At 64.1% G+C, this 26,287-nt stretch carries 25 protein-coding genes; 19 read left to right on the forward strand and 6 right to left on the reverse strand.

All coding sequences use genetic code 11. The features are described 5' to 3' along the window. Nucleotide 1 precedes the first annotated feature (1 nt). The 3 genes from OHD62_RS20950 to fabD form a co-directional block, all read right to left on the reverse strand. Nucleotides 2–238: an acyl carrier protein gene (locus OHD62_RS20950; protein WP_006203723.1), complete on the reverse strand. Its 237-nt coding sequence runs from the start codon at nt 236–238 to the stop codon at nt 2–4. A 188-nt stretch (nt 239–426) separates the two neighbouring features. Then, the gene (fabG, locus tag OHD62_RS20955; protein ID WP_263786416.1) at nt 427–1,164 is read right to left on the reverse strand and encodes a 3-oxoacyl-[acyl-carrier-protein] reductase; all 738 of its coding nucleotides are present in this window, start codon (nt 1,162–1,164) and stop codon (nt 427–429) included. A gap of 59 nt (nt 1,165–1,223) precedes the next feature. After that, on the reverse strand, nt 1,224–2,165 hold the full coding sequence (gene fabD, locus OHD62_RS20960) for an ACP S-malonyltransferase (RefSeq protein WP_263786417.1): 942 nt from the start codon (nt 2,163–2,165) through the stop codon (nt 1,224–1,226). Between the two features lie 267 nt (nt 2,166–2,432). Between fabD and OHD62_RS20965 the strand changes: the two genes are divergently transcribed. The 14 genes from OHD62_RS20965 to OHD62_RS21030 all read left to right on the forward strand — a co-directional run bounded on the left by OHD62_RS20965 (nt 2,433) and on the right by OHD62_RS21030 (nt 16,944). Beyond that, a complete protein-coding gene (locus tag OHD62_RS20965) occupies nt 2,433–4,358 on the forward strand; it encodes an LTA synthase family protein (RefSeq protein ID WP_263786418.1) in 1,926 nt (641 codons plus the stop codon). A 296-nt stretch (nt 4,359–4,654) separates the two neighbouring features. Further along, nucleotides 4,655–5,137, forward strand: a complete 483-nt coding sequence (rpsF, locus tag OHD62_RS20970) for a 30S ribosomal protein S6 (protein WP_008874973.1) — start codon at nt 4,655–4,657, stop codon at nt 5,135–5,137. Next, on the forward strand, nt 5,137–5,385 hold the full coding sequence (gene rpsR / locus OHD62_RS20975; protein WP_006203718.1) for a 30S ribosomal protein S18: 249 nt from the start codon (nt 5,137–5,139) through the stop codon (nt 5,383–5,385). The genes rpsF and rpsR overlap by 1 nt, the downstream gene beginning before the upstream one ends. A 263-nt stretch (nt 5,386–5,648) precedes the next feature. Then, entirely contained in the window at nt 5,649–6,233 is a 585-nt protein-coding gene (gene rplI / locus OHD62_RS20980; RefSeq protein ID WP_263786513.1) for a 50S ribosomal protein L9, read from the forward strand. Between the two features lie 269 nt (nt 6,234–6,502). After that, a complete protein-coding gene (locus tag OHD62_RS20985) occupies nt 6,503–7,792 on the forward strand; it encodes an SAM-dependent methyltransferase (protein WP_263786515.1) in 1,290 nt (429 codons plus the stop codon). An 81-nt stretch (nt 7,793–7,873) separates the two neighbouring features. Continuing rightward, nucleotides 7,874–8,197 carry a YnfA family protein gene (locus OHD62_RS20990; protein WP_263786517.1) on the forward strand — a complete coding sequence of 108 codons (324 nt, stop codon included), beginning with the start codon at nt 7,874–7,876 and terminating at the stop codon, nt 8,195–8,197. After that, nucleotides 8,197–9,159: a small ribosomal subunit Rsm22 family protein gene (locus OHD62_RS20995; protein ID WP_263786519.1), complete on the forward strand. Its 963-nt coding sequence runs from the start codon at nt 8,197–8,199 to the stop codon at nt 9,157–9,159. The genes OHD62_RS20990 and OHD62_RS20995 overlap by 1 nt, the downstream gene beginning before the upstream one ends. A 239-nt stretch (nt 9,160–9,398) precedes the next feature. Continuing rightward, nucleotides 9,399–10,889: a replicative DNA helicase gene (locus OHD62_RS21000; RefSeq protein WP_263786521.1), complete on the forward strand. Its 1,491-nt coding sequence runs from the start codon at nt 9,399–9,401 to the stop codon at nt 10,887–10,889. A gap of 251 nt (nt 10,890–11,140) precedes the next feature. Further along, nucleotides 11,141–12,544, forward strand: coding sequence for a DNA repair protein RadA (gene radA / locus OHD62_RS21005; protein ID WP_263786523.1), 1,404 nt, complete (start codon nt 11,141–11,143; stop codon nt 12,542–12,544). Nucleotides 12,545–12,592: 48 nt separating this feature from the next. Next, complete coding sequence (locus tag OHD62_RS21010; protein WP_263786524.1) at nt 12,593–13,276, forward strand: CvpA family protein; 684 nt, start codon at nt 12,593–12,595, stop codon at nt 13,274–13,276. Between the two features lie 120 nt (nt 13,277–13,396). Further along, nucleotides 13,397–14,878 (forward strand): amidophosphoribosyltransferase, encoded by a 1,482-nt coding sequence (gene purF, locus OHD62_RS21015; RefSeq protein ID WP_263786526.1) that lies wholly within the window; start codon nt 13,397–13,399, stop codon nt 14,876–14,878. A 248-nt stretch (nt 14,879–15,126) separates the two neighbouring features. Then, a complete protein-coding gene (locus OHD62_RS21020; protein ID WP_263786528.1) occupies nt 15,127–15,873 on the forward strand; it encodes an SDR family NAD(P)-dependent oxidoreductase in 747 nt (248 codons plus the stop codon). Between the two features lie 79 nt (nt 15,874–15,952). After that, nucleotides 15,953–16,585 carry a hypothetical protein gene (locus OHD62_RS21025; RefSeq protein WP_263786530.1) on the forward strand — a complete coding sequence of 211 codons (633 nt, stop codon included), beginning with the start codon at nt 15,953–15,955 and terminating at the stop codon, nt 16,583–16,585. A 137-nt stretch (nt 16,586–16,722) separates the two neighbouring features. Beyond that, entirely contained in the window at nt 16,723–16,944 is a 222-nt protein-coding gene (locus tag OHD62_RS21030) for a hypothetical protein (RefSeq protein ID WP_107652063.1), read from the forward strand. Between the two features lie 36 nt (nt 16,945–16,980). On the opposite strand, the gene OHD62_RS21035 is transcribed toward OHD62_RS21030, so the two are convergent. Then, entirely contained in the window at nt 16,981–17,487 is a 507-nt protein-coding gene (locus OHD62_RS21035; RefSeq protein ID WP_263786535.1) for an OsmC family protein, read from the reverse strand. A gap of 188 nt (nt 17,488–17,675) precedes the next feature. Here OHD62_RS21035 and OHD62_RS21040 point away from each other — a divergent pair, with 188 nt between their 5' ends. Beyond that, nucleotides 17,676–19,187, forward strand: a complete 1,512-nt coding sequence (locus OHD62_RS21040) for a S10 family peptidase (RefSeq protein WP_263786536.1) — start codon at nt 17,676–17,678, stop codon at nt 19,185–19,187. Between the two features lie 22 nt (nt 19,188–19,209). On the opposite strand, the gene OHD62_RS21045 is transcribed toward OHD62_RS21040, so the two are convergent. Then, complete coding sequence (locus OHD62_RS21045; protein ID WP_263786538.1) at nt 19,210–20,226, reverse strand: MerR family transcriptional regulator; 1,017 nt, start codon at nt 20,224–20,226, stop codon at nt 19,210–19,212. A 324-nt stretch (nt 20,227–20,550) separates the two neighbouring features. On the opposite strand from OHD62_RS21045, the gene OHD62_RS21050 reads away from it, so the two are divergent. Continuing rightward, on the forward strand, nt 20,551–21,438 hold the full coding sequence (locus OHD62_RS21050) for a DMT family transporter (RefSeq protein WP_263786540.1): 888 nt from the start codon (nt 20,551–20,553) through the stop codon (nt 21,436–21,438). 76 nt (nt 21,439–21,514) lie between these two features. Then, nucleotides 21,515–22,399 (forward strand): DMT family transporter, encoded by an 885-nt coding sequence (locus OHD62_RS21055; RefSeq protein ID WP_263786541.1) that lies wholly within the window; start codon nt 21,515–21,517, stop codon nt 22,397–22,399. Between the two features lie 175 nt (nt 22,400–22,574). Here OHD62_RS21055 and OHD62_RS21060 read toward each other — a convergent pair whose 3' ends face one another. Further along, nucleotides 22,575–23,429, reverse strand: a complete 855-nt coding sequence (locus tag OHD62_RS21060; protein ID WP_263786543.1) for a LysR substrate-binding domain-containing protein — start codon at nt 23,427–23,429, stop codon at nt 22,575–22,577. A gap of 115 nt (nt 23,430–23,544) precedes the next feature. Between OHD62_RS21060 and OHD62_RS21065 the strand changes: the two genes are divergently transcribed. Beyond that, nucleotides 23,545–23,952 (forward strand): tautomerase family protein, encoded by a 408-nt coding sequence (locus tag OHD62_RS21065; RefSeq protein WP_263786545.1) that lies wholly within the window; start codon nt 23,545–23,547, stop codon nt 23,950–23,952. Between the two features lie 103 nt (nt 23,953–24,055). Then, entirely contained in the window at nt 24,056–26,278 is a 2,223-nt protein-coding gene (locus OHD62_RS21070; RefSeq protein ID WP_263786547.1) for an AMP-binding protein, read from the forward strand. Nucleotides 26,279–26,287: the final 9 nt, after the last annotated feature.

A 26,287-nucleotide genomic window follows, 5' to 3' on the forward strand; every position in this document is an offset into this window, starting at 1 on the left:
TTCAGGCCGAGGCCTTGTCGATGTACTTCACGGCATCGCCAACGGTCAGGATGGTCTCGGCCGCATCGTCCGGAATCTCGACGCCGAACTCTTCTTCGAACGCCATGACGAGTTCGACCGTGTCGAGGCTGTCCGCGCCCAGATCATCGATGAAGCTCGCCTGCTCCGTCACCTTGTCGGCATCGACGCCAAGGTGCTCGATGACGATCTTCTTGACGCGCTCTGCGGTGTCACTCATTTGGGGCATCCTCGTCTTTTGGTTGTCTGTCTTCGTTAGCGGGCAGAATGCCGCTAATCAAGCTGAAAGATGGTCCTGCCAGAAACGCAACGGCACCAGACCGGTTTTTGCCCGAACCGCCGGGTTGCGGGCCGCATTACACGAAAATCGGTCTGGGTCCAAGGCGAAATGGGTGTTTTCCGCAACTGTCAAATCATCGCCATGCCGCCATTCACATGAATGGTCTGGCCGGTGACATAGGCCGCTTCGTTGGAAGCGAGGTAGGCCACGGCGGAAGCGACTTCGGCGGTGGTGCCCATGCGCCTTGTCGGGATCGCCGCCATGATCGTCTCCTTCTGCTTGTCGTTGAGCTTGTCGGTCATCGCCGATTCGATGAAGCCCGGGGCGACGCAATTGACGGTGATGTTGCGGGTGGCGATCTCCTGCGCCAGCGACTTGGAAAAACCGATCATGCCGGCCTTGGAGGCGCAGTAATTGGTCTGGCCAGGATTGCCGGTGACGCCGACGACCGAGGTGATGTTGATGATGCGGCCGTGCCGGCGTCGCATCATCGGATGGGTAAGCTCGCGGGTCAGCCGGAACACGGCGGTCAGATTGACCTCGAGCACGCTGTCCCAGTCGGCGTCCGCCATGCGCACGAAAAGCCCGTCCTTGGTGATGCCGGCATTGTTGACGAGGATATCGACGCCTTCGAGATCGGCCTCTGCCTTCTGGCCGAGCGCCTTGACCTCGTCGCGATCGGCAAGATTGGCCGGAAACAGCTTGACCCGGTCGCCGAGTTCGGCGGCCAGCGCTTCAAGCTTCTCGACACGCGTGCCATGCAGGCCGACGACGGCGCCCTGCGCATGCAGCACCCTGGCGATCGCCTCGCCGATGCCTCCAGATGCGCCGGTGACGAGCGCCTTGCGGCCAGTCAGTTCGAACATTTTTGTCTCCCGATCTTAGAGAACACCCTTCACATGGGCGCGTTCAAATCGCCAGTGGATTATGCGAGTGCCGCCAGTGCCGCCTCGACATCTGCCGCTGTGCCGACGGCGCCGGTGGCGATGTCGCGGTTGATGCGGCGCGCCAGTCCCGACAGCACCTTGCCGGCGCCGACTTCGTAAAGCGTCGAAACGCCGTTGACGCCGAACCATTCCACCGTCTCGCGCCAACGCACGCGGGCGACAACCTGCTCGACCAGGCGGCGGGCGATCTCGTCCGGATCGCTTGTCGGGGTGACGGTGACATTGGAGACGATGGGAACGACCGGTGCGTTCTTCTTCACGCCGGCGAGCGCCTCGCGCATGATATCGGCCGCCGGCTTCATCAGCGCCGAGTGGAACGGCGCCGAGACCTGCAGCATCAGCGCCCGCTTGGCGCCTTTTTCCGTGCACAGTTTTGCCGCCAGTTCGACTGCGGCCCTGGCGCCGGAAATCACCAGTTGGCCGCCGCCATTGTCGTTGGCGATCTGGCAGATGGAACCTTTGGACGCCTCTGCGCAGGCGTCTTCGACTTCGGCCTGTTCCAGCCCGATGATCGCCGCCATGGCGCCCTCGCCGGCCGGCACCGCCGCCTGCATGGCGTTGCCGCGGATGCGCAGCAGCCGGGCGGCATCCGCGACCGAAACGAAACCGGCGGCGGCAAGTGCCGAATATTCACCGAGCGAATGTCCGGCAACATAGGCGACCTTGTCCTTCAGCGAGAAGCCGCGCGATTCCAGCGCCCGGATCGCGGCAAGCGAGACCGCCATCAGCGCCGGCTGGGCGTTGGCGGTCAGCATCAGCGTCTCTTCCGGTCCCTCCCAGATCAGCTTCGACAGGTTTTCGCCGAGCGCGTCGTCGACTTCTTCGAAGATTTTCCGCGATTCCACAAAGGCATCGGCGAGATCCTTGCCCATGCCGACAGCCTGGCTGCCCTGTCCCGGAAAGGTGAATGCGACGGCCATATGCGGCTCCCCAGAGGCTGGTTTTTCCCTGCCTGTGACCAAGGCGGCCGGCCAAGTCAAGTCCGCGATGGGCCGATCCGTGACGGTTCCGGCACTGCGATGGCGGCCGAGTGCCTGTTCCAAAAGGCTTTTTGGCGATCACTCATGATGAAAATCGCTCACGATTCGTTTGCTGGCTCTTCTTATTTTCGCCACAGGCGCTAGCTTTTCGTGACAGTACGATGACAATTCAGTGAAGCTAATGTTACGGGCCGGGGAAAGATCAAGGTGGCAAGAGTTAGGAAAGGTGCAGGTAAGGCTGCGCCACAGTTTCTGGAAGGCGATCCGTCCACCGGCTATTTGCCGGGGCGGAAAGGGCCTGTCATCCGCTATGGCCTCGCCAGCCTGCTCGCCGCCGCTATCCTGGTGTTTGCAATCGAATTGATCGTGCGTGGCGACTTTGCCGGCACCGTCTCCTTCTTCCTGCAGCCCTTCAAGCCGGGCTGGACCACCATCATCATCTTCGCGCTGGTGCTGGTCGGGCTCGACGCCGTGCTCGGCCGCAGCCACCAGAGCCTGATGATCGTCGCGCCGCTGACCCTGGCGCTGGCCTTTGTAGGCCATCAGAAGTCGCACTATCTCGGTGATCCGCTCTATCCGACCGATTTCCTCTATTCCCGCCAGATCGTGGCACTGATGCCGCTTCTGGTGCGTGACCGCCCGGGAACCGCCATCGCCATGGCGGTCGGCATCATCGGCGGCCTGTCGCTGCTCGTCTATGGCTGGCGGCTATGGCGCCGGCGGGTGCCGGCGCTCAGCCACAAGGGCCGCCTGGCCCGACTGGCGCTGACCGTGCCACTTCTCGCCTTCTTCGTATCGATCATGGATTACGCCACCTTCTCCTGGACCCGCGACCGGCTGCAGATCATCCCAATCATGTGGGACCAGAAGGAGAACTACGCCTCCAACGGCTTTGCGCTCGCCTTCGCGCTTAACGTGCCGATGGCGCACGTCTCGGCGCCGGCAGGCTATTCCGACAAGGCAATCGCGGCGATCGACAGGCCCGGTGTGACGGCCACGATGCCGGCCGAAAAGCCTGACATCATCGTCGTCATGAGCGAATCCTTCTGGGATCCGACCAAGCTGCCGGGCGTCACCATCACGCCCGACCCGATCCCCAATGTGCGCGCGTTGCGCTCGGGCTACATGTTCTCGCCCGAATTCGGCGGCATGACCGCCAATATCGAATTCGAGGCGCTGACCGGCTTTTCCAACGCCTTCCTGCCGGCGGGCAGCATTCCCTATCAGCAATATGTGCGCACGCCGACGCCCTCGCTGGCGACCTTCCTGAAAAGTCAGGGCTACCGGGCACGCGCCATTCATCCGGGCACCAACTGGTTCTGGAACCGGGGCGCGGTCTACGCCGATTTCGGCTTCAACGACTTCAAGTCCGAGGAGACGTTGCCACCGATGCAAAAGCGCGGACCGCTGGCATCGGATGCGGCGATGACCGACGAAATCATCCGCGAGGCCGACGCCAGCGCCGATCCTGTCTTCTTCTTCGCCGTCAGCCTGCAGAACCACGGGCCCTACGAACCCTACCGTTACTACAATCCGACCCACAAGGTGCAGGCGCCGATCAGCCAGTGGGCGCGTGAATCGCTGTTGAGTTACACGGAAGGCTCTTCCGATGCGGATCGCGGCCTTGAACGGCTGATCGAGTGGGCCAAGAAACGCGAGCGGCCGACGGTTATCGCCTTCTTCGGTGACCATCTGCCGCCGCTTGGCCCGGTCTATGTCGAGACGGGCTTCATGAAGGACAATGTCGCGCCGCGCAAGGAGCCGGCCGACCAGATGCTGCAGCATCACCAGACGCCGCTGATCATCTGGTCGAACCGCACCGGTCCGGCCGAGGACATGGGCGCGGTGAGCCCGGCCTTCCTGCCCTATCATATCCTGACCACGGCCGGGATCAGCCATCCCTACTACACCGGCTTCCTTGGCCAGATGCGAGAGCGCTACCGCGTCGTCGACCGCAATTTGCTGCTGACGCCGACGGGCGAGGCCATTCCCGACTGGGCACGGCAGAAGAACATCGACCCCGCCATCAACAACTTCCGCCTGCTGCAGTACGACATGATGTTCGGCAAGCGCCGTGCAGCGCCCGACTTCTTCCCCGAAACAGTGAACAAGCTCGGCCCGCATACAAGCTGAGCGACATATCGCCCTTGCAACAGCCGGATTTTCCGCTTGCCCTTGCCTTCCGGCCGGATTGCTGTATAGACGCCCGCAATCTGCCGGTCCTTGCTGGGGGCTGAACGGAGGGCCGGAGGTTTTTTCAAAAAACCTTCGTGTGAAGCCAGAAGCGCTTCCGCCTCCCGTGTCTCCGCTCTCGACCGTCTCGTTATGCTCCTTTCTTCCCCGCCCCTCCGGGACCAGCGGGTCAGAGAAGTTGCAGAGGCTTTTGCCGCCGGGAACCGGGAGAGAAACGAAGAAAGGCAAAGAACTATATGGCTCTCTACGAACATGTGTTTCTTGCCCGGCAGGACCTCTCGCAGCAGCAGGTCGATGCGCTTGTCGAACAGTACAAGGGCGTCATCTCAGCGAATGGCGGGTCCGTCGGCCGGGTCGAGAACTGGGGACTGAAGTCCCTCACCTACCGGGTCAACAAGAACCGGAAGGCCTATTACACTCTGATGGACATCACCTGCCCGCCGGCCGCGCTCAACGAGATGGAGCGCCAGATGGGCCTGTCCGAGGATGTGCTGCGTTTCCTCACCATCAAGGTCGATGCGCATGAGGAAGGCCCGTCGGCGATGATGCAGAAGCGCGAAGAGCGCTCGGAGCGCGGCGGCTTCGGCGACCGCGACCGCGGCCCGCGCTCGTTCGGCGACCGCGATCGCGGCGACCGTGGCGATCGTCCGCCGCGCAGCTTCGGCGATCGCGACCGTGGTGACCGTCCGCCGCGCAGCTTTGAAGGAGGTGCAGAATAATGGTCGACATCAACCAGATCCCGACCCGGCGCCCGTTCCACCGCCGCCGCAAGACCTGCCCGTTCTCCGGCGCCAACGCACCCAAGATCGACTACAAGGACGTGCGCCTGCTGCAGCGCTACATTTCCGAGCGCGGCAAGATCGTGCCGTCGCGCATCACCGCCGTCAGCCAGAAGAAGCAGCGCGAACTCGCCAAGGCGATCAAGCGCGCCCGCTTCCTCGGCCTGCTGCCCTACGTGGTTCGCTAAGGCCTTTTAGTTGACCATGATCTTGTCCGAAAACCGGTTTCCACTTTTCGGGATCATGGTCTGACTTTCGAAGCGGGCGGTTCGCTGCCCGCTTCTTTCCCCACGGCGACGGGCGCCGCGGGGTTCTCGTCAATCCCGGGTTGAGGCAGATATGCCTCTAACTGCCGACAGGCAGGACAGCGACACCAGCGCCAAGGCGCTCAAGCTTCCTGACCTGTTCCAAATGAATTCGGCGTCCGCGCCCAACCTGAAGGAACAAAACCATGGAAGTCATTCTTCTCGAACGCGTTTCCCGCCTCGGCCAGATGGGCGACACCGTCAAGGTCAAGGACGGGTTTGCCCGTAATTTCCTGTTGCCGCAGGGCAAGGCGCTGCGCGCCAACGAAGCCAACAAGAAGAAATTCGAGGGCCAGCGTGCCCAGCTCGAGGCCCGCAACCTCGAGCGCAAGTCGGAAGCCACGCAGATTGCCGAAAAGCTCGACGGCAAGAGCTTCATCGCCGTGCGTTCGGCCGGTGAAACGGGCCAGCTCTACGGTTCGGTTTCGACCCGCGACATCGCCGAGCTTTTGACGGCGGAAGGCTTTTCGGTCAACCGCAACCAGATCCTGCTCAACCAGCCGATCAAGACCATCGGCCTCACCAATGTGGCGATCGCGCTGCATCCGGAAGTCGAGGTCACTGTCACGCTCAACATCGCCCGCACCGCCGACGAAGCCGAGCGCCAGGCCAAGGGCGAGACGCTGACCACCGCCGAAGCCATCTATGGCGAAGACATCAACGACAATGCGCGGCCGGAAAATTTCTTCGACCCCAATGTCGAGTTCGAAGGCGACGAAGACAACGCGTAACCGCGCATTGCAGGGCCTCGGAATGGCGCCCTGACCAAAATTCGTCGGCTTCCAGTTATTCTGGACTAATGCCCGGGTCTCTCGCCCGGGCATTTTTGTGCCAAAAGGAACTTTTCCAACCCCTATATATTGGTGCAGACTACAGCGTCGCGCGTCGTTTGGACGCGCAACGGACGTGTGGCACGTTGACTAGGGCGCATGATCCTTTCCGAAATCGGTAGCGATTTCATGCGCGGACAGCCTGTCTGACCGAGAGGGGACGTTTGGTCATGAATATTCTGTTGAAGCGCGTACTTGACCGCCTGGTGCGCACCGGCAATCTCAAGGTAACCGGGCCGAAGGGTTTGACCGTCGTTTTTGGCGACGGCTCCGGCGAGCCGGTACACATGCACATCAAGACCAGGCACGCCGAGCGTGCCATCACATTCGATCCGATGCTGGCGGTGCCGGAAGCCTACATGGACGGCGAACTCGACATCCTCGAGGGCGGCGTGCTGGGGGTGATGCGCGTCGCCTTCCAGAACATGGGCAGCGGCGGCATCGACGCTACCTGGTCGAAGGCGATCGAGGGCCTGCGCCACGCCTTCCGCCGCCTGCAGCAGATCAATACGGCTGCGCGAGCACGCCGCAACGTGCAGCGCCACTACGACCTGTCGGGCGACCTGTACCGGCTCTTCCTCGACGAGGACATGCAGTATTCCTGCGCCTATTTCGAGCAGCCGGACATGACACTGGACGAGGCGCAGGCCGCCAAGAAGCGCCACATCGCCGCCAAGCTCAGGCTGAAGGCCGGCCAGACGGTGCTAGACATCGGCTCAGGCTGGGGCGGGCTCGGCCTCTACCTGGCAAAATCCTTCGACGTCGATGTCCAGGGCGTCACCCTGTCGACCGAGCAGCATGGCGTCGCCACCGACCGCGCCCATGCGCAGGGCCTGGAAAACCGCGTGCACTTCGAACTGAAGGACTATCGCGAACTCAACGAGCGCTTCGACCGTATCGTCTCGGTCGGCATGTTCGAGCATGTCGGCGTCAACCATTTCCGCACCTTCTTCGACAAGTCGGCGACGCTGCTCAAGCCGGACGGCGTCATGCTGCTGCACACGATCGGCCGCTCCGGCGTGCCGTGGGCAACCAGCGCCTTCATCCGCAAATATATTTTCCCGGGCGGATACATCCCGTCACTGTCCGAAGTCATGCCGGCAATCGAGAAGTCGGGGCTTGTCGTCACCGACATCGAAATCCTGCGGCTGCACTATGCCGATACGCTGAAGCACTGGGGTCAGCGTTTCGCCGCCAACCGCGACAAGGCCAAGGCGATCTATGACGAGCGTTTCTGCCGTATGTGGGAGTTCTACCTGGCAGCCTCGGAAGCCGCTTTCCGCTGGCAGGATCTGGTGATCTTCCAGATCCAGATCGCCAAGAAGAACGACACGCTGCCGATGTCGCGCGACTACATGGCCAAATGCGAAAAGGCGCTGGAGATGCGCGACATGGGGCATCGCGAAAAGGCCCCTGCCGCCAAGCCCGCCCGCCGCCGCAAGGTGGCGGATCCGGAATAGAGCCCGGCGATTGCGCCATTGCCGCTTGCTATCGCAGGCCTGCACACTGAAAAAGGTCTCGTCACCGCGAGACCTTTTTTCATGACCTATCTCCTCTATGTCGCCGCAGCACTTGCCGAGATCGCCGGCTGCTTTTCTTTCTGGGCGTGGTGGCACCTGGAAAAGTCGCCGCTGTGGCTGGCGCCGGGTCTCGTCTCCCTCGCTCTGTTCGGCTTCCTGCTGGCGCTAGTCGACACGTCAGCCGCTGGCCGCGCCTATGCCGCCTATGGTGGCATCTACATCGCGGCATCGCTTGGCTGGCTGTGGCTGATGGAAGGCGTGCGTCCCGACCGCTGGGACCTTGCCGGCGCCGCGCTCTGCATCATCGGCGCCTCGGTCATCCTGCTCGCGCCTCGGGCGGCGTGATGGAGCTGCCTGGTCCACTTCGGCAAGGCGTCGAGCGCCTCCTCGAAAAGGTGCCACTGCCGGTGCTCAAGCAAGCCGCAAGGACGCTGTCGGACCGCTACCGCGCCGAACTGCGCGACGGCCGCCTGCACATGGCCGAGGAGATGGCGGTGAAGGCCTATCTGGCGACGCGGCTGCCGGCGACCTATGCCGCCGTCCGCGCCAGCCTGGATGCGGTTAGCGAGGCGCGTCCCGGCTATGCGCCGAAAACCCTGCTGGATGTTGGCGCCGGTCCTGGTACGGTGCTTTGGGCCACTGCCGATCTCTGGCCCGATCTCGAAGAGGCAATACTGATCGAGGCGAGCGCGGCGGTGCGCCGGGTCGGCGAGGCTCTTGCCGCCGACGCGATGACGGCCAGGATCACCTGGCTGGCCGGCGATGCCACCATCGACCTTGGCGACCTCGGCCCGGCCGATCTGGTCACTTGTGCCTACGTGCTGGACGAGATCACGCCGGCGTCGCTGCCCAAGCTCGTCGACAGGCTCTGGCAGCTCACCGCCGGCACGCTTCTGGTGGTCGAGCCGGGCACGCCGGCCGGCTGGCAGCGCATCCTTGCCGTGCGCCGGCAATTGATCGAGGCCGGCGCGCATATCCTGGCGCCGTGCCCGCATGAGCTGCCCTGCCCGCTTACCGCACCCGACTGGTGCCATTTCTCGCGCCGCGTCGCCCGCTCGCGTCTGCACCGGCTGGCCAAGGATGCCGACGTGCCGTGGGAGGATGAGAAATTCATCTACGTCGCCGCCTCGCGGCAGCCCGCCCCTTCCCGCTCGGCGCGCGTGATCGCGCCGCCGAAATCGGGTTCCGGCAAGGTATTGCTGAAACTCTGCGAAAAGGACGGCGGCGCCGGCGAAAAACTGTTCACCAAGCGCGATGGCGATGAATTCAGGCTGGCGCGGCGGCTCGACTGGGGCGACACAATCTAATCTCGCATCGATTCCGTGTGCAGCGTCCTGCTCTTCTTGATTTGTTCAACGTGTCGCGTAGAATCGCAACCTTGCCGTGTCAAATGGAATCAGAGCCCGGGAATTCTGTCCTGTGGACTGTCTGCCGTTCCTGTGAACAGCGGGCATCAACGCTGTTTGAGTGCGAGTGATGCATATAAGTCAGCATCGGTTTTTCCTCGTTCTGATATCGAGAAGCCGGGATCGAAATCGGGGACATCATGGCTGAGGCAGCGCGAAAATTCGGCGTGGCGGAACAACCGCTTTATCGCGAGGCACCGAATAACATCGAGGCCGAGCAGGCGCTGCTCGGCGCCATCCTCGTCAACAACGATGCCTTCTACCGCGTCTCGGACTTCCTCAAGTCAGGCCATTTCTACGAACCGCTGCACAGAAAGATCTTCGAGGTCGCGGCCGAACTCATCCGCATGGGCAAGATCGCGACGCCGATCACGCTGAAGACCTTCCTGCCGGCCGACGAGAAGGTCGGCGACATGACGGTGGCGCAATATGTCGTGCGGCTGGCAGTCGAGGCTGTCACCGTGGTGAACGCCGCCGACTACGGCCGCGCCATCTACGATCTCGCCACGCGGCGCGCGCTGATCACCGTCGGCGAGGACATGGTCAACATCGCTTATGACGCGCCGGTCGACATGTCGCCGTCCGAGCAGATCGAGGACGCCGAGCGGCGCCTGTTCGAGCTGGCCGAGACCGGCCGCTACGATGGCGGCTTCGAGAGCTTCACCGACGCGGTAAAGACCGCCGTCGACATGGCCAACGCCGCCTATATGCGCGACGGGCATTTGTCGGGCGTCGCCACGGGCCTGCGCGATCTCGACCGCCGCATGGGCGGCCTGCAGCCGTCCGACCTGATCATCATCGCCGGCCGTCCCGGCATGGGCAAGACCTCGCTCGCCACCAACATGGCTTTCAACATCGCCGAGGCCTACGTGCCGGCGCAGCAGGCCGACGGTTCGTTCAAGGCGGCCAATGGCGGCGTGGTCGGCTTCTTCTCGCTCGAAATGTCGTCGGAGCAGCTCGCCACCCGTATCATTTCCGAGCAGACCGAAATCCCGTCGTCGAAGATCCGCCGTGGCGAAATTTCCGAAATGGATTTCGAGAAGCTGGTCGCCTGCTCGCAGACCATGCAGAAGATCCCGCTGTTCATCGACCAGACCGGCGGTATCTCGATCGCACAGCTCTCCGCACGCGCGCGGCGGCTGAAGCGTCAGCGCGGCCTCGACGTCATCGTCATCGACTATATCCAGCTGATGCAGGGATCGAGCGCGAAGTCCTCGCAGAACCGCGTGCAGGAAATCACCGAGATCACCACCGGCCTGAAGGCACTGGCCAAGGAGCTTGCCGTGCCGATCATCGCGCTCTCGCAGCTGTCGCGCCAGGTCGAAAGCCGCGATGACAAGCGCCCGCAGCTCTCGGATCTGCGCGAATCGGGGTCGATCGAGCAGGACGCCGACGTGGTGCTGTTCGTCTACCGCGAGGAATATTACCTGAAGAACCGCGAGCCGAAGCCCGGCACCGACGAATACATCAAGTGGGAAAACGAGATGAACGAGATGCGCGGCAAGGCCGAGGTCATCGTCGCCAAGCAGCGCCATGGGCCGACCGGCTCCGTCAGCCTCGCCTTCCAGGGCGAGTTCACCCGCTTCTCCGACCTCGCCGAGGAGCATCATCTGCCGGACAGGTTTGAGTAGGCGCTTGCCCGACGTCGTAGCAAAGATTCTGGACAGCAGCGCTCTACGGCGCCCCCCTCTGTCCTGCCGGACATCTCCCCCACACGGGGGGAGATTGGCTGCCGCCCGCGCCGGCACTTTTTTCTGCAACGCTGAAAATTGGCGAAATCCGAAGCGCAGCCCGATCTCCCCCCTCGTGGGGGAGATGTCCGGCAGGACAGAGGGGGGCGCGAAGGATCACGGTGCTCGCCAATTGGCGGGAAGGTAGCAGTTTGGCCAAATCCCGCGTCCAGTTCATCTGCCAGAATTGCGGATCGGTGCATCAGCGCTGGGCCGGCAAATGCGATGCCTGCGGCGAGTGGAACACGCTGGTCGAGGAAGGCACGTCCGGCGGCATCGGTTCAGGCCCGGCCAACACCCGCAACGCGCGCAAGGGCCGCGCCGTGGTGCTGACCACGCTCTCCGGCGACATCGAGGATGCGCCGCGCATCGTCTCCGGCATCGGCGAGCTCGACCGCGCCACTGGCGGCGGTTTTGTCCGCGGCTCGGCGCTGCTGGTCGGCGGCGATCCGGGTATCGGCAAGTCGACGCTTTTGACCCAGGCGGCCGCGGCGCTGGCGGCAAAGGGCCATCGCATCGTCTATGTCTCGGGGGAAGAGGCCGTCGCGCAGATCAGGCTACGCGCGCAACGGCTCGGCGTCGCTGACACGCCGGTGGAGCTCGCAGCCGAGACCAATGTCGAGGACATTCTGGCCACAATCGCCGACGGCAAGCGGCCGGACCTGGTGATCCTCGATTCGATCCAGACCTTGTGGACCGACATGGCCGATTCGGCGCCCGGCACCGTCACCCAGGTGCGCGCAGCCGCCCAGGCGATGATCCGCTATGCGAAATCCACAGGGGCGGCGATCGTGCTGGTCGGCCATGTCACTAAGGAAGGCCAGATCGCCGGCCCCCGCGTCGTCGAGCATATGGTCGATGCCGTGCTCTATTTCGAAGGCGAAGGCGGCCACCACTACCGCATCCTGCGCACGGTCAAGAACCGCTTCGGTCCGACCGACGAGATCGGCGTCTTCGAAATGTCGGACAAGGGCCTGCGCGAGGTTGCCAATCCGTCCGAGCTTTTCCTCGGCGAGCGCCATGCGAAATCGCCGGGCGCCGCGGTTTTCGCCGGTATGGAGGGCACGCGTCCGGTGCTGGTCGAGATCCAGGCGCTGGTGGCGCCATCGTCGCTGGGCACGCCGCGCCGCGCCGTCGTCGGCTGGGACGGCGCCCGGCTGTCGATGATCCTCGCCGTTCTCGAAGCCCATTGCGGGGTCCGCTTCGGCACCCATGACGTCTATCTCAACGTCGCCGGCGGCTACCGGATTTCGGAGCCGGCCGCCGATCTTGCAGTGGCGGCGGCGCTGGTTTCCTCACTCACCGGTCTTGCCCTTCCGGCCGATTGCGTCTATTTCGGCGAAATCAGCCTTTCGGGCGCCGTGAGGCCGGTTGCGCACGCGCAGCAGCGCCTCAAGGAAGCCGAAAAGCTGGGTTTCGGAAGCGCGGTCCTGCCCTTGGGCAGCGAGGAACTTGCCGGGGGGATAGGGGCCGGCGCTTTCCAACCCACCGAGCTTGCCGACCTCGTGGCGCGCATAGCCGGCTCACGGCGCAGCCGCGCCGACGAGCAAGAGTGACGCGGCTCGCCCGAGTCGTGGAAACGAGATCGGAGTGGGGCAAAGAACATGCCGATTACGCTGCTTGACGGAATTCTCGTCGGCTTCACCCTGGTCTCGGCGATGCTCGCCATGGTCCGCGGCTTTTCACGCGAGATCCTGTCCATCATCGCCTGGATAGCCGCGGCGGCCGCGGCGTACTTCTTTTACCAGCCGGTCCTGCCTTATGTTCAGCCCTATATCGACAATGAGAAGATCGCCATGGCGGCGGCGGCCGGCATTGTCTTCGTCGTCGCGCTGATCGTGGTTTCGGTCATCACTATGAAGCTCGCGGACTGGATCATCGATTCCAGGATCGGCGCGCTCGACCGCACGCTGGGCTTCCTCTACGGCGCGGCGCGCGGCATCCTGGTCATCGCGGTGGCCTTGCTGTTCTTCAACTGGCTAGCTGGCGCCAAGGCTCCAGGCTGGGTCGCCAACGCCAAATCGCGGCCGCTGCTCGAATCGATCGGCGCCAAGCTCGAAAGCATGCTGCCCGAGGATCCGGAAAACACCATCCTGAAGAAGCTCAATCCGAATCAGCCGGCCGCACCCGAGGCCGGCGCCGAGGCGCCGGCTGCGCCCGACGCACCGGCGGCTGACGCGCCGGCAACCGGCGACGAAGCCCCGGCGCCCGACGACAGCGAAACCGACGCGCCGCCGGCCGACAATGCGCCAGCCAACCCGCCAGCCACTCCGGCACCGGCAAACTAGGGCCGGACAGATCGGGGTCTGCGGCGCGACGGACCCGACGATGATGTGAATGCCGCACGGCGTGCGTTGCTTTCGACGCGCGATCGCCCTATATGGCGATTTTAGCGGAGCTTGACCCCCATGGCAGTTTCGAAGGCAGACGCAGACGACGTGCTTTCCGCCGAAGCCGACGACCATTTCCATGACGAATGCGGTGTGTTCGGCATTTTCGGCCGGCAGGACGCCGCGGCCATCGTCACACTCGGTCTGCATGCGCTGCAGCACCGCGGCCAGGAAGCGGCCGGCATCGTCTCCTATGACGGCACCCAGTTCCATGTCGAACGCCATGTCGGCCTGATCGGCGACACCTTCACCAAGCAGCATGTCATCGACAGCCTGCAAGGCAACCGCGCCATCGGCCACACGCGTTACGCCACCACCGGCGGCGCCGGCCTGCGCAACATCCAGCCATTTTTCGCAGAACTCGCCGATGGCGGTTTCGCCGTCGCCCACAATGGCAATCTCACCAACGCCATGACCGTGCAGCGCGCGCTACAGAAACAGGGCGCGATCTTCTCGTCGACCTCCGACACCGAAACAATCTTGCATCTGGTCGCCACCAGCAAGGAGCGTGACCTGAATTCGCGCTTCATCGACGCGGTGCGCCAGGTTGAAGGCGCCTTCTCGCTGGTGGCGATGACGGCCAAGAAGATGATCGGCTGCCGAGATCCGCTCGGCATCCGCCCGCTGGTGCTGGGCGATCTCGACGGCGCCTGGATCCTGGCTTCCGAAACCTGCGCGCTCGACATCATCGGCGCGCGTTTCGTACGCGACCTGAAGCCCGGCGAGATGGTCGTCGTCACCGCCAAGGGTATCGAGAGCCTGTTCCCCTTCGAGCCGCAGAAGACGCGCTTCTGCATCTTCGAATATGTCTATTTCGCGCGGCCGGATTCCTCAGTCGAGGGCCGCAACGTCTACGAGGTGCGCAAGCGCATCGGCGCCGAGCTGGCGTTCGAAAGCCCGGTGGAGGCCGACATCGTCGTGCCGGTGCCCGATTCGGGCACGCCGGCGGCAATCGGCTTTTCCCAGGCCGCGGGCATCCCATTCGAACTCGGCATCATCCGCAACCACTATGTCGGCCGCACTTTCATCCAGCCCGGCGATTCAATCCGCCACATGGGCGTCAAGCTCAAGCACAATGCCAACCGCCGCATGATCGAGGGCAAGCGCGTCGTGCTGGTCGACGACTCGATCGTGCGCGGCACTACCAGCCAGAAGATCGTGCAGATGGTGCGCGACGCCGGCGCCAAGGAAGTGCATATGCGCATCGCCTCGCCGCCGACACGCGCCTCCTGCTTCTATGGCGTCGACACGCCGGAGAAATCGAAGCTGCTCGCATCGCGCATGTCGGTGGAAGAGATGGCCGATTTCATCCGCGTCGATTCGCTCGGCTTCCTCAGTATCAACGGGCTCTACCGCGCCGTCGGCGAAGCCGGCCGCGACAACGAGCAGCCGCAATTCTGCGACGCCTGTTTTACTGGGCAATACCCGACCCGGCTTGCCGACTTCGAAGGCTCCGACAATGTCCGCACGCTGTCGCTGCTGGCGGCGAGCGGGGCTTAGGGTCACGCTGCAATCGTGAATGCCGCCGGTGTGAAAACTTCTTCGGGATCGTTTTGTCGCGCCCCCCTCTGTCCTGCCGGACATCTCCCCCACAAGGGGGGAGATCGGCTTTCATCTCCGCTTTCGCAACTCTCCAACCTTGCAGGTCGAGCGCCGTCGGCGCGGCAGGCCAATCTCCCCCCTCGTGGGGGAGATGTCCGGCAGGACAGAGGGGGGCGACATAGAGCGCTAACCTTTGGAGTTGCCTGGTGACCCCTGCCCTCGACCTCTCCGGCCGCGTCGCGGTCGTCACCGGTGCCTCGCGCGGCATCGGCTATTTCATCGCCAGGGAGCTGGCTGCCGCCGGCGCTCATGTCATTGCGGTCGCGCGCACCGTCGGCGGGCTGGAGGAACTCGACGACCAGATCAAGGCGGCCGGCGGACAAGCGACGCTGGTGCCGCTCGACCTTGCCGACATGGCAGGCATCGACCGGCTGGGCGGCGCCATCCATGAGCGCTGGGGCAAGCTCGATATCCTCGTCGCCAATGCCGCCGTGCTCGGCGTCATCTCGCCGATCGGCCATGTCGAAGCAAAAACCTTCGAGAAGGTGATGACTCTCAACGTCACTTCGACCTGGCGGCTGATCCGCTCGGTCGATCCGCTCCTGAGGCTCTCCGACGCGGGCCGCGCCATCATCCTGTCGTCCAGCGCCGCCCATTCGGCGCGCGCCTTCTGGGCGCCCTACGCGGCCTCGAAGGCGGCGGTCGAAACCATGATGCGCTCCTGGGCGCATGAGACGCAGAGCCTGCCGCTCAGGGTCAACGCCGCGGACCCTGGCGCCACCCGCACCGCCATGCGAGCGCAGGCCGTGCCCGGCGAGGATCCGGAAACGCTGCCGCATCCTGAGGAGATCGCCAAGCGCATCGTGCCGCTGGCCAGCCCGGACCTGAAGGAAACCGGGCTGATCTTCCAGGTCAAGCACAACCGCTTTGTCGCTTACCGGCAGCCGGAGTAGCCATATCCGCTTTTTGCTGGAAGAATTCCGGCAGTGCCAACGTTGTTCGAATGCCACGATTCGCAAACGGAGGACCATCATGCGCAGACTGCTTCTCGTTACCGCCGCCACCTTGCTTGCAGTCGCCGCCGGCTCCGCCTTGGCACAGGATGAGACGATGAGTTTCTTCGTTACCAGCGTGGGATCCGGCAAGGGTGCCGATCTCGGTGGCCTCAAAGGTGCGGACGCGCATTGCGCCTCGCTGGCTGAAGCCGCCGGTGTTACCGGCAAGACCTGGGCTGCCTATCTCTCGACCAGCGACACCGATGCGCGCGACCGCATCGGCAAGGGGCCGTGGTTCGACGCCAAGGGTGTCAAGATCGCCGACGACGTCGCTTCGCTGCACAGCGATGCCAATGCCATCACCAAGCAAACAGCGCTCGACGAAAAGGGCGAGGTCATCAACGGCCGCGGCGACAAGCCGAACCGGCACGACATTCTGACCGGCTCGAAGCCCGATGGCACCAAGATCGCCGACCAGACCTGCGGCGACTGGACAATGAGCGGTGCCGAAGGTGTGGCGATGGTGGGCCATCATGATCGTATGGGCCTCGACGATTCGGCCGCCGCCAAATCGTGGAACTCCTCGCATGCCTCACGTGGCGGCTGCAGCCAGGAAGCGCTGCAGGGCACCGGTGGCGACGGCCTGTTCTACTGTTTTGCAACGAACTGAACCGTCCTCGACAAAAGCCAAAATCACGCGGCTGTGATGCCGTGGCTGATCGCCGCGCCCCTGCCGCGCTTTCGTCGCTCGTGCGGAGTTGATAGGATCGTCGCGACTCCCACAACAATCACAGCGAGGAAATTCCCATGGCGGCTTCGAGCGTAGCGTTGGTCTGGTATCTGGTGATTGCCGGCCCGCAAGGCGGCATGGTCGTGCTGCCAAGCACCTTCGACACCCGCGAACAGTGCACCAACGCAGTCACCGAATACCAGAAGCAGCCGACGCCGACCGGCTGGGCGGTGCAGTGCGTGCCGAGCGCCTCGCCCTTCACCGATGAAGGCGACGCCGAGGAGCCTTCGGCGCAGTAGAGCTTGATCTCCCCCTCGAGGGGGAGATTTGCAGCGTCAGCGCCGTGCGCTTACTGTTAGTTCCGGCTTGCTGTTGATGGTCTGGAACACCACGCAGTAGCGTTCGGTCAGCTTCAGCAGCGAATCGATACGCTCCTGCGGCTCGTCGGTGTCGAGGCCGAAATTCAGCCGGATGGCGCGGAAGCCGACCGGCGCATCCCTGGCGACGCCGAGCGTGCCGCGAAAATCGAGATCGCCTTCGGCTTCCACCGTGGCGGCGCCAAGCCTGAACTCCAGCGCCGTCGCCACTGCCTTCAACGTCACGCCAGCGCAGGCGACCAGCGCCTCCAGCAGCATGTCCCCGGAGCATAGCTCCAGCCCGGAACCGCCGGTTGCAGGATGCAGACCGGCGACGGCAAGCGCCCTGCCCGTATCGACCTTGCAGGCGATCGACTGATCGTCGATCGAGCCCCTGGCCTTCAGCGTGATCAGCGCGCGCGACGCATCGTCTCGATAGGCCGCCTTCAGCGGCGCCTGCATGGCCTTGAGTGCGGTCGCGTCCATTTCTATCCTCTCGACAGTCTTTGCGGGTTGATAGCATTGTTTGCGAAGCTTGTGAGCGAAACCGACTTGGCCTTGGATAGGCTGGCGCCAAGGAATGCGGCGGTTCAGGTGTTCAACCACGCGCCATTTTCCTTTGACTTCGATCGCCTCAGCCATACCTATGCGGGAGTTGTTCTCGCGGAGGCGTCATGCCGTTCAAGCTGAAACTGATCCCACTCATCCTGCTGATGCTTGCTGCCTTCGTACAGCCTGGCCTGGCTGAAACGACGGAGCGGCCAGCGCCCACGGGCGGCGTGCTGTCGCTGCTGCCACCACCGCAGACCACGGACCATTCGATCACGCTCGCCGGGCGCAAGCTGGACTACCAGGCGAAGGCCGGCACGCTGTCGCTGCTTTCCGGCAAGGGCGAAGTCACAGCGGAGATCTTCTATGTCGCCTATATCAGGCGGTCGCCGGACGACGCGGCGAAGGCGCCGCAGCGGCCGATCACCTTCGTGTTCAACGGCGGTCCCGGAGCGGCGTCCGCCTATCTCCATCTCGGCGCGCTCGGCCCGCGCATAATCGCCACCGGAGCCAATGGCGAATTCCTGCCCTCGCCGCAAAAACTCATCGACAATCCGGACAGTTGGCTCGACATGACCGACCTCGTCTTCGTCGATCCCGTCGGAACCGGCTACAGCCGCGAGGCACCGGGCCAGAACACGCACGACTTCTGGGGAGTCAACCAGGATGCCAGTTCGATAGGCGCCTTCATCCGGCTCTATCTGGCGCAGAACGGCCTTACCGGCTCGCCGCTCTTCCTCGCCGGGGAAAGCTATGGCGGATTCCGGGCGGCGCTTCTCGCCAGGACCTTGCAGGAAGATATCGGCATCAGCCCGAACGGCATCGTGCTGATCTCGCCGGCGCTGGAGTTCATGCTGGTGCAGCCCGACGAGTTCGAACCGCTGCACTGGGCGCTCGAACTGCCGTCGCTCGCGGCGGTGCGCCTGCGCAGCGAAGGCATTAGCGGCCGTGCGCTTCAGGAGAAGCTGGCGGAGGTCGAGCGCTATGCGCTGGGCGACTATCTTACGGCTTTGGCCAGCGGGCTGGAGCAAGGCGGGCGGCTGGCCAGCCAGCGCGTGGCCGACATCACCGGCCTGCCGCTCGAACTCGTCCAGCGGAATTTCGCCCGTATCCCGACCGGCCTGTTCGCAAGGGAGTTTGCCCGCGCCAGCGGCAAGGTGCTCAGCCCCTACGACGGCACGATCACCACGGCAGACATCGCGCCCGAGAGCGCCCGCATTGCCGGCCCGGATCCGGTGCTCGATCGCAGCGTGCCGGTGCTGACCTCGACCTTTGTCGGCTATATCAGCGACGAACTGAATTTCCACACCGATGTCAGCTACCGGCTGCTCAACGGCGAGATCAGCCGCAATTGGGATTATGGCACCTCGCGGCAAGGCTATGCCGGGGTGATGGACGATCTGCAGCGGGCGCGCGCCTTGAACCCTGCGCTCGGCGTCGTGATCGTCAACGGCTACACCGACCTCGTCACGCCCTATCTGGCCTCGCGCTATCTGGTGAATCAGATCCCGTCGCTCGCCGACGCAAAACCCATCCGTCTCGATGTCGTGGAGGGCGGGCACATGATGTATTTCAGGCCCGACGGCCGGCGCGCGCTGAAAGAGGCCGCTTCGGAGCTCTACCAGGCGACGCAGTGAGCGCAAAAATGCTCTGAGGGATTCAGGCGACCTCAGGCCGCCACGCAATGACACCCTCGGTCCGCGCCCGTACCTCAGGTGAGGCCAGGCAGGTGGCGACGGCCTCGTAACCGGGGGTGCCGGGGTATGGGGCGACATAGGTTGGCGGACTGTGATTGGCGGGGCAGAGAATGATCACCTCGTCGGCCCCAACAGCCGCCAGGTCCAGTATCGCGCTGGAACGCGTGAGCAGGAAAAGCGGCCGCCCACCGGGGCCACGGCGGCGCAGATGGGCAATCAGCGCCTCCTGGGAGGCCTGGCCCAGCCCCTGCTCGATCATGTCGACGACCAGAATGGCCGGACCTTCGGCCTCCAGTCCGGCAAGCAGCGCAAGCAGTGCGTCCGATACAGCGGCGCCATCCTCCACAAGCCAGGCCAGCGTCCGGTCGACCCGCGCCCTCAGAGCCGGATCGGCGTCCATGCGGGCCAGAACTGCCGCGCCGTCCGCCAAACGGTCCAAGCCAAGGAAGCTGGCGTTGGGCAGGCTCTCGGCCAGCCGCCGTGCCAGCCGGGTCTTGCCGCTGCCCAGCGGACCGATGATGTAGTTCAGCGCCCGGACAGGGCCTAATTCGAAGCACTCACCACCCCAAGGCCAGGGAAGTTCAACGGCAATGCCGGGCTCGGCGGTCAGGCGCGCCAGATCGCCGGCGGTCGGGGCATCGCCCCGGGCGAGCCTCTCACGCAAGCTGCCAACCTTCTCAATCGTGCCGGCAAGCTGACGCAAGCGACCCTCCAGCGTCGCCTGATGCGCGGCCAGGGCCGGCTCCAGCCCGTGCGCGTCGCCTTTCAAGACTCGCGCCACCTCGGCCAGGCTGAAGCCGAGGGCGCGCAAGGCGACGATCTCGGCAGCCCGGCGCATATCCTCGGGCCCATACGCCCGCCAGCCGGCAGGGGTGCGGTCCGGCGCGATCAGGCCGTGCTCTTCATAAAGCCTGAGCGCCTTGGCCGATACGCCGAGACGGCTGCTGGCTGACGCGGCGTTGAGGAAGCGGGAGCCCATGGAATCACCTCGCGGTTGCTGGACCGCATCCTTATCGGCGCGGCCCCAGGGGCCGAGTCAACAACGATGTTTGGGGCGCCTAGATCGGGATAACGTTTGGTTGAATCGTCATCCCGATCTAGATCTTGGTTAGGCATGATCCTCTCCGAAAAACCGGTTCCCACTTTTCGGGATCATGCTCCAGCCGGATGCCGCCATCGCCCTGCCCCAATGCAAGCCTGCCGCTGGCGCAGCGCCGCGCAAGGTTTCGCCCGTATAGCCTGATGATGCGGTCCTGATGATCTGGCCCGCGCACTGTCCCTCGCAGCTTCAGGCCGACGCCGTATGGCCGATATCGCCATCCTGGAAACCCGCGAAAGGGTTCTTGCCGGCATCCTTTTCACAGGGGCCGCCTATCTTTTGTTTTCGATGCAGGATGCTTCGATCAAGCTTTTGGTCGCCGCAATCACCGTCTGGCAGATCATGTTCTTCCGCTCAATCAGCATCCTGGCCGCCTGCACGGCAATCGGCGGGCGCCGCCTGATTGCCGATACAGTCCGCTCGTCCATTGTCAGGCCGATGTTCGTGCGCAGCGCCTTCACGCTGGCGGCGTGGCTTTGCTACTACAACGCCGCCCGATACCTCCAACTGGCGGAACTCACCACCATCTATTACGCGGCGCCGATCATCGTCACCGTGCTTTCGGTCGTCATGCTCGGCGAGAAAGTGCCGACGCTGCGCTGGCTGGCAGTGCTTATCGGTTTCGCCGGCGTCTTCGTCGCTTGCGACCCCGCCCGTCTCGGCCTGTCGATGCCGATGCTTCTGGTGCTGGCCGCCGCCCTGCTGTGGGGCATCGCCATTGTGCTTTTGCGCAAGACGGCGATGGCGGAACGCACGATGGTCCAGCTCGTGCTCAACAACCTCTATTTTCTGATCTTTTCGGCGGTGCCGGCGCTGCTTTTGTGGCAGACGCCCGACTGGGGTCAGGTGCTGTTGCTGCTCAGCGTCGGCGCACTCGGTGGCGTCGCACAGTATCTTTTGTTCGAAGGCATGAAGCGGGCGCCGGTCTCGATCGTAGCGCCGTTCGAATACACGTCGCTAGTTTGGGCTTTCGTGCTCGGTTTTGCGATCTGGGGCGACGTGCCGCGCCGCGAGGTGTTTTTCGGTGCTGCCCTGATCTTCACGGCCGGCCTGCTGATCGTCGGCAACGAACATTTCCGCAAGCGGCTTTAGGATCGAACGATCCCTGCTGACAGTATGGTGTCAGGACGAGGCGGCGTAGTCTGGCGAAATGACAGAGGCTTTGAGCATGCCGGGCACCACCGACACCGCCGCCGAGCGAACCCTTGGCATCATCCTGGTTTCGGCTTCGGCGGCTGTCTTCGGCCTCACCGGCGTACTGACCAAGTCGATCCATGCCGATCCGCTGACCATCACCTGCTGGCGCGGCTTTGTCGGCTCGATCTTGATTACGCTCTATGTGTTGTGGCGCCGCCGCCGCTCCGGCGGGCGCGAGAGCCTGCGCCTCGGCTGGCGAGGTTGGCTGCTGGCTGTCGAGGGGGCGCTGGCTAGCATCGCCTTCATCGCGGCGTTCAAGTTCACCTACGTCGCCAATGTCGCGGTCATCTATGCGACGTCGCCCTTCATTGCCGCCCTGCTGGCCTGGGCTCTGGTACGCGAAAAATTCCGGCTGCAGACGATGTTGGCCGCCGCCGTGTCGCTCTGCGGCGTGGGCATCATGGTATGGTCCGGTTTCGGCACCGGGCATCTGTTGGGCGATGGGCTGGCGCTGCTGATGACGGTCGGCGCCGCGCTCTATATGATCATGGTACGCGCCTTCCGCGACACACCGGTGGTGTGGGCCGGTGCGGTGGCGGCATTTCTTCTGTTCGTACTCGGCTGGCTCGTTACCGATCCCCTGGCGGTGTCGCCCAGGGATGCCGTGCTGCTCGCCACCTTCGGCGCCTCCTTCGCGCTCGCCTCGATCCTGTGGACGGAGGGCTCGCGCCTCATTCCGGCGCCGGAATCCGGCCTGCTCGGTTCGGCCGAAGTGCCGTTTGCGATCCTGTTCGCCTTCCTGTTCCTGGCAGAGATCCCGCCGGCCGCCAGCATGATCGGCGGCGCCATTGTGCTCTGCGCCATATTCGCCCATGCCGGGCGCGACTGGCTCGTGGCCAGGCAGCGTGCACTCTGATCGTGTACTAAAATCTTATCTGAAATAAATTTGCAAAGTCATGGAACCATCATCGGGTTCAGACATTATGGCTGCGACGGGTCAACCCCAAGTCCCCCCAAACCCCTCGACCCGTCTAACCTCCAGCCGATCGTAAGGTCGGCTTTTTCTTTGCAGCGCTTATTCTTGCGGGCGCTCAGGCGGACGTTGAAAGACTGCCGCTCAGCAGCGCGGCGAGATCCTGCGCCGGCCGGTCGGCACCCTTGCGCAGCCGAATGGCGAATTCGGCAATCGGAACCGCTGGCATGGCAAGATCGCGCGGCGCTTCCACGATGCCGGAGTGGGCGAAACGCTCCGTCCTCAACGTCAGCGCGATGCCGGCATTCACGGCTGTGCGCAGGCCGGCCAGGCTGGCGCTGCCAGCCGCGATGCGATAGCGGCGGCCAACAGCATCAAGTGCGGCGATCGCTGCTTCGCGAAAGCCGCAATGCGGATCGAGCAGCGCCAGCGGTATCTCGTCCTGACGCACCGCCAATCCCTTTTGCGAACAGAGCCACACCATCGGCTCCCTGAACAAGCCAACTTCGTCCGGCGCGGGCACCTGGCGCATGGCGATCGCCAGATCGAGACCGCCGGCCTGCAGCGCCTGGGTCAGTTCGGCGGAGCGGCCGACGCGCAATTCGATCCTGACGCGCGGATGACTGACGGCGAATGCACGCAGCAGGTCCGGTAAACCGCTATCGGCGAAATCCTGCGTCGTGCCGATGGCGACGCGTCCGGCAGCCCGCGCGCCCTTCAGCGCCAGCCACGCCTCACGATGAGCCGCCAGAATGCGCCTGGCATGGCCGACGAGGTCCTCCCCCGCCGGCGTCAGGCCGCGACCCCTGCCCTGCGGCGCCAGAAGCCGCTCGCCGACGATTTCCTCCAGCCGCTGCATCTGTGTGGTGACGGCCGAGGGCGAGCGGCCGACGATGGTCGCCGCCTGTGCCAGCGAGCCGCCATCGACGAAAGCGAGGAAGGTTTTCAGGAGGTCAGGATCGAGCGTCTGCATAGTTTGGTATTATCGAATCTTTGCTTGAAAACAATTTGATTTTTTTGATGTGACGATCATGGCATGGTTTTGTTCAACGGTTGACAGCCGTCCGTCCCAACCCAAGGAGAGAAAAATGCCAATCATCAATGTCAGCGTCACCGGCAAGCCGAACGCCGCCTTGTCCGCGACAATCGCGAGGGAAGTCACGAAGCTGACCGCCACGCATCTGCGCAAAGACCCGACGATTACCGCGGTCGCGATCACCTATCTCGACCCGCAACACTGGTTCGCCGGTGGCAAGTCACTGGCCGAGCACGGCGCCAACACTTTCTGGCTCGACACCAAGGTCGTCGATGGCACCAACACTAAGCTCGAGCTGGAGGCTTATCTCCGAGCGATCTTTGCCGCCTTCGGCCAAATCCTGGGAAATGTTCATGAGGAAAGCTATGCCCTGGTGCACGAGGTCCCGGCCGCCGCCTATGGTTTCGGTGGCAAGTCGCAGGAGTTCCGCTTCATCAGTGGCCGATTGAAGGCAGCGTAGCATCTCCTTCCCACATTGACGTCGCCCCCACTTTCGCTAGGTTCTCCCCCGAAGCGGCCGTGAAAGAGCCGTGGTGCGAAAATCCGTTGGGAGAGATGCGGCAATGATCCTGACACTGGCGTTGCTTGCGGGCCTCGTTGCGGCCTGGCTGCTGATCGGCGTGGTAGAAAAGTTCCGCCTCGGCGTGCGCTTTACCCAGGCGCTGCTCTATGTGCCGTTCAAACTTGCCTACCGGATCAGTGACGACCGCATCAAGATCGCGCGCAAAGCGACAGCCCCTGTCATCTATGTCATCTCGCATCAGTCGCGCATCGAGCCGGCGCTGATGCTGTCACTCCTGCCTGATGACACGTTGCACATCCTCGATGATGTCTCGGCACGGTCTCCCTGGCTGGAGCCGTGGCGCGAGCTTGGCCGCACCATCGCATTCAACGCCGAGCATGTCTTCGTCAGCCGCCGGCTGGTACGGGTGCTGAAGGGCAAGGGCCGCCTCGCCGTCTACCTGCCCGACGCGGTCGAGCCCGACGTCAAGACGTTTCGCCTGTTTCGCGCCGTCACCCGCATCGCCATGCAGGCCGACGCCAGCATCGTGCCGATCTTCGTCGCCGGTACGCGCACCCTGCCGGTGTCGCTGACGCCGGCGGACAAGGCGCCGCGCCGCTGGTTTGCGCGCCTGTCGCTCAGCGTGTTGGAGCCAATGACCATCGCCGAGCTCGTGGCGCGAAATCCCGACCAGGCCTCGAACACCAATGCGCTGTTCGACCGCTTTGCCGAGGCCCGCCTGTTCGGCAACGATCTCGACCGCGGTCTGTTCCTGGCCATGCGTGACGCCGCCGACCGCGTCGGCGCCTCGCACCCGATCGTCGAGGACGTCATCTCAGGCGCGTTGAGCTACCGAAAACTGTTCATCGGCGCGCGGGTGCTGGGGCGTCGCTTCGAGGCAGCAACCGCGCCGGGCGAAGCGGTTGGGCTGCTTCTGCCCAATGCCAATGGCGTCGTGTTGTCCTTCGTCGGCCTGCTGTCGGCCAGCCGGGTGGCGGCGATGATCAACTACACGGCAGGGCCAGCCAGTGTCACCGCGGCCGTGCGCACGGCGATGATCCGCACAGTGGTTTCGTCCCGCGCCTTCGTCGAAAAGGCCGACCTTGCCGACATCATCTCGGCGGTCGAGAAGGGTGGCGCGAAGCTGTTGTGGCTGGAGGATATCCGCGAAAGCGTGACCGCGCTGGAGAAGTTCGCGGCAGCCTTGCGCTGGCGCTGGCCGCTGCAGCGGCAGGACGCGGCCAAGCCGGCGGTGATCCTGTTCACGTCAGGCTCGGAAGGCACACCAAAGGCGGTGCTGCTGTCGCACCGGAACCTTTATGCCAACGCCATGCAGGCCGAGGCCCGCATCACCATCTCGCCGGCCGATATCCTGCTCAACGTGCTGCCGGTGTTCCACTCGTTCGGCCTGACAGGCGGCACCATCCTGCCGTTGGTCACCGGGGTAAGGCTGTTCCTCTACCCCTCGCCGCTCCACTACAAGATCATCCCCGAGATCGCCCGCAAGGTGAGGCCGACCGTCATGTTCGGTACCGACACTTTCCTCGCCAATTATGCGCGCACCGCCAAGGACGGCGATTTCTCCAGTCTGCGCTTCGTCGTCGCCGGCGCCGAGGCGGTGAAGCCGGAGACGCGCCGCGTCTACCGCGAGCGCTTTCAGGCCGAGATCATCGAAGGCTTCGGGCTGACCGAGGCAGCCCCCGTCGTTGCCGTCAACACCGCCATCCACGGCCGCGATGGCACGGTCGGCCGCCTGCTGCCGGCGATACGCATGAAGCTGCAACCGGTCGAGGGCATCAGCGATGCCGGGCAATTGTGGCTCAATGGACCCAATTTGATGATGGGCTACATGACCGCAGACCGGCCCGGCGAATTGCAGCCGCTCGACGGTTGGCACGACACTGGCGACATCGTTTCGGTCGATCGCGAAGGTTTCATCACCATTCGCGGCCGCGCCAAGCGTTTCGCCAAGATCGCCGGCGAGATGGTATCGCTGGGCGCGGTCGAGATGCTGGTGCAGTCGCTGTGGCCGGAAGAACGCCATGCCGCGGTCGCGGTGCCGGACAAAAGGCGCGGCGAGCGCATCGTGCTGGTCACCACCGCCGACGACGCCGATCCCGAGGAGTTGCGCAAGTTCGGCAAGAAGGCAGGTGCTGCCGAATTGATGGTGCCCAACGATATCGTCAAGGTCGAAGAGATCCCGGTGCTGGGTTCGGGCAAGACCGACTATGTCTCGACCCGCAAGCTGGCGATCGACCGGCTGGGGCTAAGTGCAGCCGCTTGAGCGCCCACA

It is taken from the genome of Mesorhizobium sp. YC-39, assembly GCF_025753795.1.
GTDB lineage: Bacteria > Pseudomonadota > Alphaproteobacteria > Rhizobiales > Rhizobiaceae > Mesorhizobium.

Coding starts and splice junctions, on each gene's coding strand:
- OHD62_RS21000 (WP_263786521.1), top strand. CDS start 9,399: ATGGCTGAGGCAGCGCGAAAATTCGGCGTGGCGGAACAACCGCTTTAT.
- OHD62_RS20990 (WP_263786517.1), top strand. CDS start 7,874: ATGACCTATCTCCTCTATGTCGCCGCAGCACTTGCCGAGATCGCCGGC.
- OHD62_RS20950 (WP_006203723.1), bottom strand. CDS start 238: ATGAGTGACACCGCAGAGCGCGTCAAGAAGATCGTCATCGAGCACCTT.
- OHD62_RS21065 (WP_263786545.1), top strand. CDS start 23,545: ATGCCAATCATCAATGTCAGCGTCACCGGCAAGCCGAACGCCGCCTTG.
- OHD62_RS21045 (WP_263786538.1), bottom strand. CDS start 20,226: ATGGGCTCCCGCTTCCTCAACGCCGCGTCAGCCAGCAGCCGTCTCGGC.
- OHD62_RS21040 (WP_263786536.1), top strand. CDS start 17,676: ATGCCGTTCAAGCTGAAACTGATCCCACTCATCCTGCTGATGCTTGCT.
- fabG (WP_263786416.1), bottom strand. CDS start 1,164: ATGTTCGAACTGACTGGCCGCAAGGCGCTCGTCACCGGCGCATCTGGA.
- OHD62_RS21050 (WP_263786540.1), top strand. CDS start 20,551: ATGGCCGATATCGCCATCCTGGAAACCCGCGAAAGGGTTCTTGCCGGC.
- OHD62_RS20995 (WP_263786519.1), top strand. CDS start 8,197: ATGGAGCTGCCTGGTCCACTTCGGCAAGGCGTCGAGCGCCTCCTCGAA.
- rpsF (WP_008874973.1), top strand. CDS start 4,655: ATGGCTCTCTACGAACATGTGTTTCTTGCCCGGCAGGACCTCTCGCAG.
- rpsR (WP_006203718.1), top strand. CDS start 5,137: ATGGTCGACATCAACCAGATCCCGACCCGGCGCCCGTTCCACCGCCGC.
- fabD (WP_263786417.1), bottom strand. CDS start 2,165: ATGGCCGTCGCATTCACCTTTCCGGGACAGGGCAGCCAGGCTGTCGGC.
- OHD62_RS20985 (WP_263786515.1), top strand. CDS start 6,503: ATGAATATTCTGTTGAAGCGCGTACTTGACCGCCTGGTGCGCACCGGC.
- OHD62_RS21035 (WP_263786535.1), bottom strand. CDS start 17,487: ATGGACGCGACCGCACTCAAGGCCATGCAGGCGCCGCTGAAGGCGGCC.
- OHD62_RS21030 (WP_107652063.1), top strand. CDS start 16,723: ATGGCGGCTTCGAGCGTAGCGTTGGTCTGGTATCTGGTGATTGCCGGC.
- rplI (WP_263786513.1), top strand. CDS start 5,649: ATGGAAGTCATTCTTCTCGAACGCGTTTCCCGCCTCGGCCAGATGGGC.
- OHD62_RS21025 (WP_263786530.1), top strand. CDS start 15,953: ATGCGCAGACTGCTTCTCGTTACCGCCGCCACCTTGCTTGCAGTCGCC.
- OHD62_RS21055 (WP_263786541.1), top strand. CDS start 21,515: ATGCCGGGCACCACCGACACCGCCGCCGAGCGAACCCTTGGCATCATC.
- OHD62_RS21070 (WP_263786547.1), top strand. CDS start 24,056: ATGATCCTGACACTGGCGTTGCTTGCGGGCCTCGTTGCGGCCTGGCTG.
- OHD62_RS21010 (WP_263786524.1), top strand. CDS start 12,593: ATGCCGATTACGCTGCTTGACGGAATTCTCGTCGGCTTCACCCTGGTC.
- OHD62_RS21060 (WP_263786543.1), bottom strand. CDS start 23,429: ATGCAGACGCTCGATCCTGACCTCCTGAAAACCTTCCTCGCTTTCGTC.
- purF (WP_263786526.1), top strand. CDS start 13,397: ATGGCAGTTTCGAAGGCAGACGCAGACGACGTGCTTTCCGCCGAAGCC.